11 protein-coding genes are annotated in these 14,370 nt (G+C 56.2%); 6 read left to right on the plus strand and 5 right to left on the minus strand.

Annotated features, from left to right (window positions below):
- Window positions 1-46: 46 nt before the first annotated feature.
- Complete coding sequence (locus E0L16_RS10045) at window positions 47-1,555, minus strand: anion permease (protein WP_074160984.1); 1,509 nt, start codon at window positions 1,553-1,555, stop codon at window positions 47-49.
- Window positions 1,556-2,160: 605 nt separating this feature from the next.
- Between E0L16_RS10045 and E0L16_RS10050 the strand changes: the two genes are divergently transcribed.
- A complete protein-coding gene (locus E0L16_RS10050; RefSeq protein ID WP_131636853.1) occupies window positions 2,161-4,941 on the plus strand; it encodes a flavocytochrome c in 2,781 nt (926 codons plus the stop codon).
- A 58-nt stretch (window positions 4,942-4,999) separates the two neighbouring features.
- Window positions 5,000-5,962 (plus strand): FAD:protein FMN transferase, encoded by a 963-nt coding sequence (locus E0L16_RS10055; protein WP_131636854.1) that lies wholly within the window; start codon window positions 5,000-5,002, stop codon window positions 5,960-5,962.
- Here E0L16_RS10055 and dcuR read toward each other — a convergent pair.
- Together dcuR and E0L16_RS10065 are read right to left on the minus strand one after the other, a co-directional pair.
- Entirely contained in the window at window positions 5,943-6,662 is a 720-nt protein-coding gene (gene dcuR, locus E0L16_RS10060) for a two-component system response regulator DcuR (RefSeq protein WP_006811173.1), read from the minus strand. The genes E0L16_RS10055 and dcuR overlap by 20 nt on opposite strands.
- On the minus strand, window positions 6,659-8,275 hold the full coding sequence (locus tag E0L16_RS10065) for a sensor histidine kinase (protein ID WP_064910381.1): 1,617 nt from the start codon (window positions 8,273-8,275) through the stop codon (window positions 6,659-6,661). The genes dcuR and E0L16_RS10065 overlap by 4 nt, the downstream gene beginning before the upstream one ends.
- A 153-nt stretch (window positions 8,276-8,428) precedes the next feature.
- Between E0L16_RS10065 and E0L16_RS10070 the strand changes: the two genes are divergently transcribed.
- On the plus strand, window positions 8,429-9,292 hold the full coding sequence (locus tag E0L16_RS10070; protein ID WP_131636855.1) for an N-acetylmuramic acid 6-phosphate etherase: 864 nt from the start codon (window positions 8,429-8,431) through the stop codon (window positions 9,290-9,292).
- Window positions 9,293-9,332: 40 nt separating this feature from the next.
- Here E0L16_RS10070 and ompC read toward each other — a convergent pair whose 3' ends face one another.
- Window positions 9,333-10,499, minus strand: coding sequence for a porin OmpC (gene ompC, locus E0L16_RS10075; protein ID WP_112793187.1), 1,167 nt, complete (start codon window positions 10,497-10,499; stop codon window positions 9,333-9,335).
- A gap of 283 nt (window positions 10,500-10,782) precedes the next feature.
- Here ompC and E0L16_RS10080 point away from each other — a divergent pair, with 283 nt between their 5' ends.
- From E0L16_RS10080 to E0L16_RS10090, 3 genes are read left to right on the plus strand one after another with little or no spacing between them, the layout of a single operon-like run.
- The gene (locus E0L16_RS10080; protein ID WP_063450189.1) at window positions 10,783-11,484 is read left to right on the plus strand and encodes a phosphohydrolase; all 702 of its coding nucleotides are present in this window, start codon (window positions 10,783-10,785) and stop codon (window positions 11,482-11,484) included.
- A gap of 43 nt (window positions 11,485-11,527) precedes the next feature.
- Window positions 11,528-12,961, plus strand: a complete 1,434-nt coding sequence (locus E0L16_RS10085) for a DNA cytosine methyltransferase (protein WP_131636856.1) — start codon at window positions 11,528-11,530, stop codon at window positions 12,959-12,961.
- The gene (locus tag E0L16_RS10090; protein WP_131636857.1) at window positions 12,942-13,433 is read left to right on the plus strand and encodes a very short patch repair endonuclease; all 492 of its coding nucleotides are present in this window, start codon (window positions 12,942-12,944) and stop codon (window positions 13,431-13,433) included. The genes E0L16_RS10085 and E0L16_RS10090 overlap by 20 nt, the downstream gene beginning before the upstream one ends.
- On the opposite strand, the gene yedA is transcribed toward E0L16_RS10090, so the two are convergent.
- Window positions 13,405-14,319: a drug/metabolite exporter YedA gene (gene yedA, locus E0L16_RS10095; protein WP_063450186.1), complete on the minus strand. Its 915-nt coding sequence runs from the start codon at window positions 14,317-14,319 to the stop codon at window positions 13,405-13,407. The genes E0L16_RS10090 and yedA overlap by 29 nt on opposite strands.
- Window positions 14,320-14,370 lie beyond the last annotated feature (51 nt).

Raw genomic sequence — 14,370 nt, forward strand, 5'->3', positions numbered from 1 at the left:
CTCCACAAAAATAAAACCGCCGGAGGAGAAGTCCGGCGGTCAGGAATCAGAACATCATGGACATCCACGGGTAGCCAATCAGCAGCAGGGCCGCCAGGAAGATGGCACCGAAGATGGTGCCGAGGCGCCAGTAGTCTTTGGTTGGCAGGTAACCGCTACCGTAGTAAATCGGGCTTGGACCAGTACCGTACGGGGTGATGATCCCCATCACGCCCAGCGAGGTCACCATCAGCAGGACGAACACTTCCATATTCATGCCCGGAATGGTGGAGGCGATGGTCAGCATCGCCGGCAGCAGCGCCGTGGTGTGCGCGGTGGTGCTGGCAAACAGGTAGTGCAGCAGGTAGAACGCCAGCAGCAGGACGATGGTCGCCACGCCCGGAGAGATACCGCTCATCAGCAGGCCGCCTTCTTTACCCAGCCAGCTGATAAAGCCGGTGGAGGAGAGGCCATCCGCCAGCGCCACCAGTGTGGCGAACCACACGAAGGTGTTCCAGGCGGCTTTGTTGCCGGTGATGTCGTTCCACTCCAGTACGCCGGTCCACAGCATCAGGCCGACGATGAGCAGGGCAGCCATCGCGGGCTCAATCCATGCGGCGGCGAAGATCCACATCAGCAGCGCGCAGCACACGAACACCAGCAGCAGGATCTCATTGCGCGACAGTTTGCCCAGTTTTTCCAGCTCACGGGTCGCCCACAGCGGCACTTCGTTGTTCACCTTCACTTCCGGCGGGTAGAACCAGTAGGCCAGCAGCGGCATGGTCAGGATCAGCAGGATGCCCAGCGGCAGGAAGGCGAGGAACCAGGTGCCCCAGGAGATATCAATCCCAACGGTGCTTTTTACCAGCGCCAGCGCCAGCAGGTTCGGCGCAAGGGCTGAGAGGAACATGGAGCTGGTGATACAGGCCGCGGTAATGGCCACCCACATCAGATACGAACCGATTTTACGCGCGCTTGGGTCGTTCGGTTTTGAACCGTACAGCGGCGGCAGGTTGGCGATAATCGGGTAGATGGTCCCACCGCTACGCGCGGTATTGGACGGGGTAAACGGTGCCAGCAGCAGGTCCGCGAAGGTAATGGCGTAACCGAGCGTCAGGCTGCGACGGCCCAGATATTTCACCAGAATCAGCGCCAGGCGGCGGCCGAAGCGGGTTTTGTCGTATCCCGCGGCAAACATAAAGGCACCGAAGATCAGCCACACGGTGGAGTTACCAAACCCGCTCACCGCCCATTTAAAGGAGGCGCCCGCCAGCTTGAATTTCGGGTCAGCCAGCTGTTCGGGGCTAAAGAGCACCCACTGGCTGCACAGCGCAATCGCCACCACGCCGGTGAGGCCGATTACGGCGCCCGGCAGAGGTTCGAAAATCAACCCGACGATGACGCCAACAAAGATGGCGAAGTAGTGCCACGCATAAGGCGGCAGCCCTTCAGGAACGGGGACAAACAGCAGCAGGACGGCAACGATGATGGGCAGGGCCATCATCAGCAGGCGTTTTGCTGTTCCATTTGATGCCAGATTCGCCGCAGGAGGCGTTACAGCAGTTTTTGTTTTCATAGTTTCACGTCTTAAGTTGTCAAAAATTCGTCGTACAGCGAAAACACACATTCGATTGCTTTATTTGCTTTGCTTTTTTTAGTTATTTAAGGTGCGTTTTTGTGTTTTCAGTAATAGCGATTTAACGCATTTTTGTTTGCGCTAAATAAAAAATGATGATGTTTTTATATTGCGCCTTTGGATGCCATTACTATTGATCGCGATCAAAAAAATAGAATTATGAGCGTATTTTTATACTTTTTATAATAACCACTCGGAGTAGTGTGGTTATTCGTTGGTTTTACGCGTTTTATGTATCAAATTTATAACATTTTAAAATTGGTATTTATATTATTGTTTGATTTGTATGGATTTCTATTGGTGTAGGTGTATTGGTTTGACCTTTGCTGATTTAACTTTTTTTAAATTAATGTGAATGGGTGAAACATTCCTGCTAACACCAATGTGTTATTAATGTTACCGCAGGGATTAAATAGTTTATTAACTAACGTAATAGCTTTGGAAACTAAAAAAAGCATTATATTACTTCCATGACATCGGCAAAAAATACGAAATAAAACGATCCCGATACCGAATTCTTAATTTTAAAGTTTGGAGTTTCTATTATGAGCACTAACGAACGAATTTTAAGCCCCTTCACATTACCGAATGGTACTGAACTCAAAAACCGTTTGTTAATGGCCCCAATGACAACCTGTACCGGTTATTACGATGGCACCGTGACCAGCGAGCTGGTGGAGTACTATCGCGCCCGCGCTGGCAGCATCGGCACCATTATCGTTGAGTGCTGTTTTGTTGACGATCTCGGCCTGGCGTTCCCGGGCGCAATTGGGATTGATAACGACGAGAAAATCGCCGGGCTGGCGAAAATCGCTGACGCTATCAAGTCCAAAGGCTCTAAAGCCCTTCTGCAAATCTACCACGGCGGCCGTATGGTCGACCCAAAACTGATTGGGGGTCGCACGCCGGTTGGCCCAAGCGCGGTTGCCGCGCCGCGTGACGGTGCCGCGACGCCGGTAGCCCTGACCTCGGAAGAAGTGGAAGGCATGATCGGCAAGTTTGGCGACGCCGTACGCCGCGCGATTCAGGCTGGCTTTGACGGTGTCGAAATTCACGGGGCGAATACCTATCTGATCCAGCAGTTCTACTCCCCGAATTCCAACCAGCGCGACGACGAGTGGGGCGGCAGCCGCGATAACCGCGCGAAATTCCCGCTGGCGGTGCTGGACATCACCCACAAGATGGTGCGTCAGTACGCGGACGACGCGTTCATCATTGGCTACCGTTTCTCTCCGGAAGAGCTGGAAGTCCCGGGCATCCGCTTTGAAGACACCCTGTATCTGCTGGAAAAACTGGCCGCACGCGGGGTGGATTATCTTCACTTCTCCCTTGGCGCCGCCCTGCGTCCTTCTATCGTCGACACGCAGGATCCGACGCCGCTTATCGAAAAATACTGCGCGATGCGTTCTGACACGCTGGCACAGGTACCGGTAATGGGCGTCGGCGGCGTGGTGAATGCTGCCGATGTGAATGAAGCGCTGGATCATGGCTACGACCTGATTGCCGTAGGCCGCGCCACCATCGCCTACCCGGACTGGACCGATCGCATCGCGGCGGGCGAAAGCCTTGAGCTGTTTATGGACAGTACCCGACGCGAAGAGCTGAACATCCCGGAACCGCTGTGGCGCTTCTCGCTGGTAGAGGCGATGATCCGCGACATGAGCATGGGTGAATCGAAGTTCAAACCGGGCACCTTCGTTGAAAAAGTGCAGGACGATGCCAACGAGCTGGTGATCAACGTCAGTCTCGAAACCGATCGCATCGCTGATATCGAGCTGGCCTCAGGCCCGAGCGAAGACGTGGAGTTTGTCACCAGCTTCGAAGAGATCCGTACCCGCATTCTGGATGCCAATACCCCGCACGTGGACGCCATCACCGGCGCAACCAGCCAGAGCGAGGCGGTGAAAAAAGCAGTCTCGAAAGCGATGCTGAAATCCAGCAAAGCGCTGGCGGCAGAAGAGGGTGCAGACCCGAATGAAACCAGAAGCGTCGACGTGGTCGTGGTCGGCAGCGGCGGTGCAGGGCTGGCGGCGGCGATCCAGGCGCATGACGAAGGCGCGAGCGTGCTGATCGTTGAGAAAATGCCAACCATCGGCGGTAACACCATTAAAGCCTCGGCAGGGATGAACGCGGCAGAGACCCGCTTCCAGCGCGTGAAAGGTATTCAGGACAGCAAAGAGCTGTTCTACCAGGAAAGCCTGAAAGGCGGCGGCAACAAAAACAACCCTGAACTGCTGCGTCGCTTCGTGGAGAACGCGCCGGAGGCGATTGAGTGGCTGGCCACGCGCGGCATTATGCTGAACGACATCACCACCACCGGCGGGATGAGCATTGACCGTACGCACCGTCCGAAAGACGGTTCCGCGGTAGGCGGGTATCTGATCAGCGGCCTGGTGCGTAACGTCAACAAACGCAACATCGAAGTGATGCTGGATACCGCCGTCAGCGACATCATCTTTGAAAATGGCGAAGTCACCGGCGTGCGTCTGACCACCGAAGAGAACGAAACTCTTACCGTGGCAACCAAAAGCGTGATTGTCGCAACGGGCGGCTTCAGCGCCAACAGCCAGATGGTGGTGAAATACCGTCCGGACCTGGAAGGGTTCGTGACGACTAACCACAAAGGCGCAACCGGCGGCGGTATCGCGCTGCTGGAACGTATTGGCGCAGGCACCGTGGATATGGGCGAGATTCAGATCCACCCAACCGTGGAGCAGAAAACGTCGTACCTGATTTCCGAATCCATCCGCGGCGGCGGGGCGATTCTGGTCAACCAGCAGGGGAACCGCTTCTTCAACGAAATGGAGACCCGCGATAAAGTTTCGGCGCAAATCATCGCGCTGCCCGAGAAATACGCTTACATCGTCTTTGACGAGCATGTCCGGGCTAAAAACAAAGCGGCGGATGAGTACATCGCGAAAGGCTTCGTGACCAGCGCCAGTTCGCCAAAAGCCCTGGCGGAAGCGCTCGGGATGGATCATCACCAGTTCCTGGCAACGCTGGAACGCTACAACGGTTTTGTGGAAAAACAGCACGACGATGATTTCGGCCGCACCACCGCGCTGCGCGCGCCCATCAACGAAGGGCCGTTCTACGCCATTCAGATTGCACCGGGCGTACACCACACCATGGGCGGTGTGACCATCAATACCGATACCTGCGTGCTGGACAGCAACCACAACGTATTGCCAGGGGCGTTTGCTGCGGGTGAGGTTGTCGGGGGCATCCACGGCGGTAACCGCATCGGCGGTAACGCGGTGGCAGATATCATTATTTTTGGTACGCTAGCAGGACATCAGGCGGCTATGCGTTCGAAAACACGGTAAGGCTCCTGTTTCCCCGGCGGCGCGGTGCCTGCCGGGGCTACATATGAGGACTCATGCAATGCCTGATAGCCATCGCGTTTACAGCTACACCGCCGTTCTGATGGGCTCGCCCATCCTCCTGAAACTCTTTTCCCACGACGAAGCGCTCGCCTCCCGCGTGTTTCGCCTGATCAAACAGTACGAAGATCTCCTTACCGTCAACCGCGCGCATTCGCAGGTGATGAACATCAACCATGCTGCCGGTCAGCATCCGGTTGCCGTCAGTCGCCCGGTGTTTGACCTGATCCGCTGCGCGAAAGCGGCCAGCCAGATGGAAGACAGTGCGTTTAATCTGGCGATCGGCCCGCTGGTCAAACGCTGGAAAATTGGCTTTAAGGGGGACGCCGTGCCGCCCGCAGACGAGATCGCTGCCTTGCTGAACATCACGCATCCTGCGGACGTGGTGCTGGATGAGGCCAGCAGCAGCGTGTTTCTCACTCGCCCGGGAATGGAGATCGACCTGGGCGCAATCGCCAAAGGCTATATCGCTGACAGGGTCCGGGACCTTCTGCGCAAAGAGGGGGTTGAGCTGGGGTTAATTAATCTCGGCGGCAACATCCAGACGTTAGGCTCGCCGGAGGGCGGCTGGCGCGTCGGCCTGAAAAAACCGTTTGCCGAAGACGCGTTGATTGGGACGATGACGGTAGAGAACCGGTCGGTCGTGACGTCAGGCACCTATGAGCGCTACTTCGAGCAGAACGGCAAACGCTATCATCACATTCTTAACCCGCGCACCGGCTACCCGCTGGATAACGAACTGGACAGCGTGACGATTGTGTCGAAAGACTCCATCGACGGCGATATCTGGACCACGCTGATCTACGGCATGGGCGTGGAGAAGGGGTGTGCCGCACTGCGTTCGCGCCCCGATATTGAAGCCATCTTTGTCACCAAAACAAAAGAAGTGGTGATCTCCTCGATGCACCACTTCCGCTTTACCCTTCTGGACGACAGCTACCGCATTACTGGCAGTACTGTTTGAGCAGCCCGACCTGTTCCGGCTGCAAACGGTAGCGATACACCGGCCTGCCGGTCGCGCCGTAGTGAATGCTGGTAAACAGGATATTAATTTGCGCCAGCCAGATCAGGTATTTGCGGCAGGAAACGCGCGAAATGTTGACCGCATTCGCCAGATCGTCAGTGGAAAATTCCATTTCCGGATGGCTGTCGATCCACTGGCAAATCGTGCGCAGCGTCTGCGGGGTTAATCCTTTCGGTAATTTTTTGCTGTCGGCCAGCTCCGGCGCGCCGCCGTGGATCAGCCTGTCGACGTCGGCCTGTTCATAATACTGATGCGATCCCATCAGGCTGCGCTTTGCCTTCCAGCCGTTCAGCGCCTCTTCGAAACGCGGGAACTGGAACGGCTTAATCAGGTAATCCACCACGCCATAGTGCATCGACGTCTGGATCGTCGCGGCGTCGGACGCCGACGAGATCATGATGACGTCGATCGGGCGGCCCGATGCGCGGATGATGGGCAGCAGATCCAGCCCGTTATCCTGCTGCATATACACATCCAGCAGCACCAGATCGATCGGCTGGCCAGGGTTTGCGATCAGCGCCTCGGCCTGGTTGAGCGTGGACGCGACGCCGCAGCAGCTAAAACCCTCAACGCGGTTTACATACAGACGGTTGAGGTCGGCTACCATGGCGTCATCATCGACAATTAACACATTTATCACGCGATATTCCTCTCGCTATCCCAGGGGATCTGAACAAAAAATTGGGTAAATACGCCAGGCTCCGACTCGACGGTAATATCGCCGCCCAGGTTCTGGATCTGCTGACGTGCAAGGAACAGCCCAACGCCGCGGTTTTCACCTTTTGTTGAGTAGCCCTTTGTAAAAATAGCCTCCAGCCGCTCGGGATCAATCCCGGGGCCGTCATCGCTGACCTCTCCGCTCAGCCAGCCGTTCTGGTAATGGAGCAGAAGGCCGATCTCGCCTTCCGGCTGACCTTCCATCGCATCCAGGGCATTTTCGATTAAATTGCCCAGCACGGTGATCAGCACCGCAACCTGCTCTTCATTGGTGGTATCGGGAAGCTGGCTCTCCTCCGCCAGCGTCAGGGTCACTCCGGCCTCTTTGGCGCGGTTAATTTTACCCAGCAGGAAACCCGCAATAACCGGCGATTTAACCTTGCGCTGTATCGCCCCGATGTCCGTCTGATAATTCTGCGCGGTCTGGATGATGTACTCCTCCAGCTTATCGTAGCGCTTCATGTGCAGCAGGCCGAGGATCACGTGCAGTTTGTTCATAAACTCATGCGTATGCGAGCGCAGGGCATCAACATAATTGACCATGCCGTCAATACGCTGCATTAGCTGGCTGATTTCGGTTTTATCGCGGAACGTGCTGATCGCCCCGATCACCTGATTCTGGCTTTTCACGGGGACCATGTTGCACAGCAGCAGCCGTCCGTTACAGCCGATCTCCTGATCCTGGCGAGCAATGCCGGTTTTTGACACTTCCCGCAGGCTGGCCAGCAGCGGTTCACTGCTGCTTTCGGAGTGCTGGCCCGAGGTCAGGAGTAAAATTTCTCTGGCGGTGTGGTTAATCATCGTCACGCGACCGTGCATATCCACGGCCATCACGCCTTCTCGCAGGGACTGTAACATGGCCTGACGCTGCTCAAAGAGGGCGGAGATCTCGTAAGGCTCCAGCCCGAAGAGGATGCGTTTCAGCACCCTGACCAGGCCCCATATCGCCAGTGAACTCATCAGAACGCTGAACAGGATGGTCCACACGGCGTTGAGCCGTCCGCGGGCAATCTGATCTTCCACCTTATTCAGCGAAATCCCTACCACCACTACGCCGATCTGGTCGTGCCGGTCGTCATACACGGGCGTAAAGACGCGCAGCGCTTCCGCAAGCGCGCCGCGGTTTACAGAGACATTCTCTTTCCCTTCCAGGGCAGGCGTCAGATCGTCGCCGATAAAATGCAACCCTAATAGCGCTTCATTGGGGTGGGAATAACGAACACCGCGCAGATCGGTGACCACGGTAAACAGCAGGTCGTTGCGCTTCGTCACCGCCTGGGCAATCGGCTGGATGATGCCGGCCTGGGGTGAGGCCATCAGGCCACGCTTGATATCGGGGCTGTCGGCCAGCGTTCGGGCGATACCCAGCGCGGTATCCTTCACGTCATCGCGCGTGGCGCGGGTGATCTGTACGGAGTACAGTGCGAACACCACCAGCAGCACAGAGCCGATAATGGCGCACACCATCAGCGTAACCAGCGTATTCAGCTTCATAGGACGCTTGCGCATCGGGGGGAAGGGCCGCAAATCGCTCATTAACACTCCGCGATGAAAAAGAAAGGGCTAATTATCGCTGATGAAGGCCATTTCATAAAGCCATGTAAAGAGAGGCGTTTCGTGAGCCTCCTCTCAGGTGACCTATATAAAACACTTTATAGTGTGTGGGTACTCATAATAAGGAGGCAGTTTATGAGCATTATGCTTACCGGTACGGCCAGGGAAAGACGGCAGGCCAGCACGACGAACATCGACAGATTATCCACGCTGGATATGCTTAACGTCATTCATCAGGATGACGCGCAAATCGCTTCTGCACTTACCCCTCACATGACGATGCTGGCCCGCGTGGTAGATAACGCGGCGGCGACGCTGAGCCACGGCGGACGTCTGATTTTGACCGGCGCGGGCGCGTCCGGACGCGTGGCGGAGCAGGCGGCAGAAACGTTCGCGCCGGGAAAACATCCCGTTATTGCGATCACAGCAGGCGATAACGCCGGAAGCTACGCGCGCGGCGTTGCCGATCTCCAGACCATTGATTTTGGCGAGCACGACATGATGCTGGCGCTGTCCGTCAGCGGCAAAACGCCCTGGGTGTGGGGCGCGATGCGTCATGCGTGGTCTCTGGGCTCAACGGTCGCGCTCATTACGGAGGATGCTCAAAGTGAAGCGGCGCAGCTGGCGAGCATGGTCATTGCGCCCGAGCTGGGGGCTGACGTGGTTGCCGGGTATGCCAACACCAAAGCGGGCATTGCGCAAAGCATGATTATGCATATGGTTACCACCGGTCTGGCGGTACGGACCGGACGGGTGTACAGCAACCTGCGCGTCGATCTGGAAGCAAGCAGCACCAAATGGGCCGAGCGACAGATTGCCATTGTGATGGAAGCAGGGGGATGTTCCCGGGCGCAGGCGAAGGCCGCGCTGGAAAGCTGTAACCACCAGTGTAAAACGGCGGTACTGATGGTGCTGACGGGTCTGGATGCGTGGAAAGCCCATGAGCTGCTGGTGCAGAATAACGGGTTTATTCGCCTGGCCTTGCAGGAAGCGCCGTAAATAAAAAAGCCCGCATTGCGGGCTTTACTTTTTGTGGGGATTAGAACTGGTAGGTCATGCCGACGCCAACGATGTCATCGGTTGCAATACCGTTGTCATTGTAGAAGGCGTCATCTTCGTCCAGCAGGTTGATTTTATAATCAACGTAGGTGGAGAAGTTCTTGTTGAAGCTGTAGGTCATGCCTACGTCGATGTAGTTAACCAGATCCTGGTCAACGTAGTCATAGCCGTTGCCTGGGTGATAATCGTTACCGCCCAGGTCAATGCCTTTTGAATAGACCCACGCCAGGGATGGACGCAGACCGAATTCAAACTGGTATTGCGCTACGGCTTCAAAGTTCTGCGTTTTGTTGGCGATGCCGTCACTGCCGTACGGCGTCATGTTGCGGGTTTCCGCATACATCATGGCCAGGTAGACATCATTCGCATCGTATTTTGCGCCAACTGTCCACGCTTCCGCGCGTTCACCGCCCGCATATTTGCTGAAGCGGTTGTAGCGGCCATTACCAGCTGCGACCTGGTCGTTGGTACGGTCAGAGGAAGAATACGCCGCACCCAGCGTCAGGCCGAAATCGAAATCATAGGTGGAAGACATGCCGAAGCCGTCGCCGTTCTGGAAACGAACGTCATCATGGCCGTTTTTGGTGCCTTCCTGATCTTCGTTTGCATTGGCGCCTTCATTCGCGCCCTGGTATTGAAGCGCAAAATTAAGACCGTCGACCAGACCATAGAAATCATTATTACGGTAGGTCGCCACGCCGTTAGTACGACCAACCATATAGTTATCGGTCCAGGTGTAGGAATCACCACCAAATACCGGCAGCATATCCGTCCAGGCTTCAACGTCATACACGACGCCGTAATTACGGCCGTAATCAAACGAGCCGAAATCGCCATATTTCAGGCCCGCGAATGCCAGACGGTTAAAAGAGGTATCGCCAGCGTCTTCGGTGTCGTTTGCGTAGGTTTTATATTCCCACTGGCCGAAGCCGACCAGATCGTCAGTAATCTGCGTTTCGCCTTTGAAACCAATCTGAACGTAGGTTTCATCGCCGTCGTCGCCCGCGTTGTCTGAGAAGGTGTGGCGCGCATCAACCTTGCCGTACAGGTCGACCTTGTTGCCGTCTTTGTTGTACATCTCAGCCGCATTGGCTGCGCCAGCCATTAATAAAGCGGGTACAAGCATTGCCAGAACTTTTCTTTTCATTATATATTCCCTTTAAATATAAATTGTCTGAATATATGTAATTACTCTCCGTAATTACATGGCCGATACTATTCTATGGATTGTTATTTAGGTTCAAAAATAAATGTAATTAAAATAGTAAAGATATTACAAAATATTTCTTTTTGTCTCTTTATTTTTCACGTGAATTAATGCTTTGAATATATAGCGGGTAATTATTATTAAGTATTTCGCAATTCTATTTTTTAAAGTCTTTCATTTGGATATATTATAATTTCACGCTTTCGAACTACAGGACGTCATAATGGAACATGCGCAGTGGCAGCACCGCTTTGAACGCTGGCTCAATGAAAATCATTCTACCGAGGACGCGGCGCATGATATTGCGCATTTCCGCCGCGTCTGGATGACCGCGCAGACCATCATGGCCGGGGAGGGCGCCGATCCGCTGGTCGTGCTGGCCGCCTGCTACTTCCACGACATTGTCAGCCTGCCGAAAAACCATCCCGAGCGGAGCCAGTCCTCGCGGCTGGCGGCGCGCAAAACGCGCGAGATCCTGAGCGGCGCGTTTCCTGACTTTCCGGCAGAGCGCTATGCGGCAGTTGAGCACGCTATCGAGGCGCACAGCTTCAGTGCGGGCATTGCGCCGCAGAGTACAGAGGCGAAAGTCGTGCAGGACGCTGACCGGCTGGAGGCGCTGGGCGCCATTGGCCTGGCGCGCGTGTTTGCCGTGTCGGGGGCGCTGGGCGTCGCGCTGTTTGACGCCGACGACCCGTTTGCCGGGGCGCGAGCGCTGGATGATAAAACCTTCGCGCTCGACCACTTTCAGACCAAACTCCTGCGCCTGCCGGACACCATGCAAACCGCACGAGGCCGGGAGCTTGCGCGTCACAATGCTGATTTCCTGATCCAGTTTATGGCGAAGCTGAGTGCCGAATTACAGGGGGATTATCTCGGAACAGATAGCCAGGTACTGAACCATTTCCGTCGCAGTCTGCGATCCTGAACTGTGGTACTCTGTTTTCTGTCTTTATTGCCCGGTTAAGAGAATGCAGGAAAATCGATCAGTGACTGTGCCCGCGCCCGAGCGGGTTGAGAAATCAACGGCAGCCGTGCAGGCACTCCTGCGTCAGCTGCTGGAAATGTACGATGCTAAAACGCTGGCAAACCAGCTGGAGGCCCATGGCGAGAGCCACTGGAGCCCGGCGATACTCAAACGGCTGCTGATAAGCGACAGGGCAGGACACCGCCTCAGCGACGGCGAGTTCCGCTACCTGCAAAATTTGCTGCCGCGTCCTCCTGCCGCGCATCCGAATTATGCTTTTCGCTTTATCGATCTCTTTGCCGGCATCGGCGGCATTCGCCATGGCTTTGAAGCCATTGGCGGGCAGTGCGTGTTCACCAGCGAATGGAACAAGCATGCCGTGCGCACCTATAAAGCGAACTGGTACTGCGACCCCGACGCGCACCAGTTCAATGCGGATATTCGTGACGTCACCCTGAGCCACAAAACCGGCGTCAGCGACGAAGAGGCCGCCGAACACATCCGTAACACCATTCCGGCGCACGATGTGCTGCTGGCCGGTTTCCCGTGCCAGCCGTTCTCGCTGGCTGGCGTATCGAAGAAGAACGCGCTGGGGCGCGCGCACGGCTTTGCCTGCGATACGCAAGGCACGCTGTTCTTTGATGTTGCCCGGATTATTGATGCCCGTCGCCCGGCGATTTTTGTGCTGGAGAACGTTAAGAATTTAAAGAGCCATGACGGGGGCAAAACCTTCCGCATTATCATGCAAACCCTGGATGAGCTGGGCTACGACGTGGCGGATGCAGAGGATATGGGGCCGGACGACCCGAAAATAATCGACGGCAAACACTTCCTGCCACAGCACCGCGAACGCATCGTGCTGGTGGGTTTCCGCCGCGATCTCAATCTGAAAGGCGATTTTACGCTGCGTGATTTGCCCTCACTCTATCCGGCGCGTCGTCCTACGGTGGCCGAGCTGCTGGAGCCCGCCGTCGATGCAAAATTTATTCTGACCCCGGTGCTGTGGAAATACCTCTATCGTTATGCCAAAAAGCATCAGGCAAAAGGCAACGGCTTTGGGTTTGGCATGGTTAATCCGCTTAATCCCGACAGCGTGACGCGCACGCTGTCGGCGCGCTACTACAAAGATGGCGCGGAAATTCTTATCGATCGCGGCTGGGATAAGGCGCTGGGTGAAAAAGATTTCGACGATCCGCAGAACCAACAGCACCGGCCAAGGCGCTTAACCCCGCGCGAGTGCGCCCGCTTAATGGGGTTTGAGACGCCGCAGGGCTACCGTTTTCGCATCCCGGTGTCGGATACCCAGGCCTACCGCCAGTTTGGCAACTCGGTGGTGGTGCCGGCTTTCGCCGCCGTCGCAAAACTGCTGGCCTCTCGCATCAGCAAGGCCGTTCAGCTTCGTCAGAGTGAGGCCGTCAATGGCGGACGTTCACAATAAGGCCACGCGCAGCAAGAACATGCGCGCCATCGGCACGCGTGATACCGCGATTGAAAAACGGATCGCTGGCCTCCTGACCGCCGTCGGGTTTGAATTCAGGGTTCAGGATGCCACGCTTGCCGGGCGTCCTGATTTCGTGATCGACGCGTATCAGTGCATCATCTTTACCCACGGCTGTTTCTGGCATCATCACGACTGCTATCTGTTTAAAGTCCCGGCGACGCGCACCGAGTTCTGGCTGGAGAAGATTGGCAGGAACGTCGAGCGGGATAAACGCGACGTTTCGCAGCTTTACGCCCAGGGCTGGCGGGTGCTGATTGTCTGGGAGTGCGCGCTGCGCGGAAAAATGAAGCTGAATGATGTGGAACTGACGGAACGGCTGGAAGAGTGGATCTGCGGCGGCGGTCAGGCCGCGCAGATCGACACCCAGGGCATTCACCCGATCACGGTTTTTCCACCCCACACGGCGTGACAATTGGCTTCGCGGGCAGCAGATATTTACCCAGCGTGACCAGCACCACGGCAAAAACAATCACACCCAGCGCCAGCCATTCAATTGGCGACAGCACTTCGCCAGCGAAACCGGTACCCAGCAGCACGGCAACCACCGGGTTAACGTAGGCGTAGCTGGTGGCAACCGCCGGGGAGACGTTGCGGATCAGGTACATATAGGCGTTGATGGCAATAATCGAGCCAAACAGCGCCAGATACCCGACGGCCAGGAAACCAGAGAGGCCTGGCATCGCCGTCAGTTTTTCACCCGCCAGGGTGGAGGCAATCAGTAGCACGATCCCTGCCGCGAGCATCTCAATGGCACCCGCCATCATCCCGGAAGGCAGTTCAATGCGGGAGCCGTAGACCGAGCCGAAGGCCCAGCTCATGGAGCCGATCATGATCATCACCGCAGCCCACGGATTCCCGCTCAGGTTACCGCCGCTGTTAAGCATGATGATGCCCGCAAGCCCAATCGCGATGCCCAGCCATTCGAGCTTGCGGGTGCGGATCCCGAACAGACGACTAAAGCAGAGCGTAAACAGCGGCACGGTCGCGACAACCACCGCGGCGATCCCTGACGGCACGTTCTGATGTTCGGCAACGGTTACCGCACCGTTGCCCACCGCCAGCAGCAGCAGGCCGATCAGGGCGGCGTTAAGCAGAGGGCGCAGCGGCGGAAGCTTATGGCCGCGCAGCAGCAGAAACGTCAGCAGCAGCACGCCGGCTGCAAGGAAGCGAACGCCTGCCATCATCAGCGGGGGCCAGCTCTCCACGCCAATGCGAATGACAAAATAGGTGGATCCCCAGATGATATACAGGGAGAAAAGCGCTCCAATGAGCGGTAATAAATGCCGGAAACGCATAGTTCCTCACGACGGAATAAAAAGGTCGCTCATAGTTAACGCCAAAACTAT

Origin of the sequence: Enterobacter quasihormaechei, assembly GCF_004331385.1 — a bacterium.
GTDB classification, from domain to species: Bacteria; Pseudomonadota; Gammaproteobacteria; order Enterobacterales; family Enterobacteriaceae; genus Enterobacter; species Enterobacter quasihormaechei.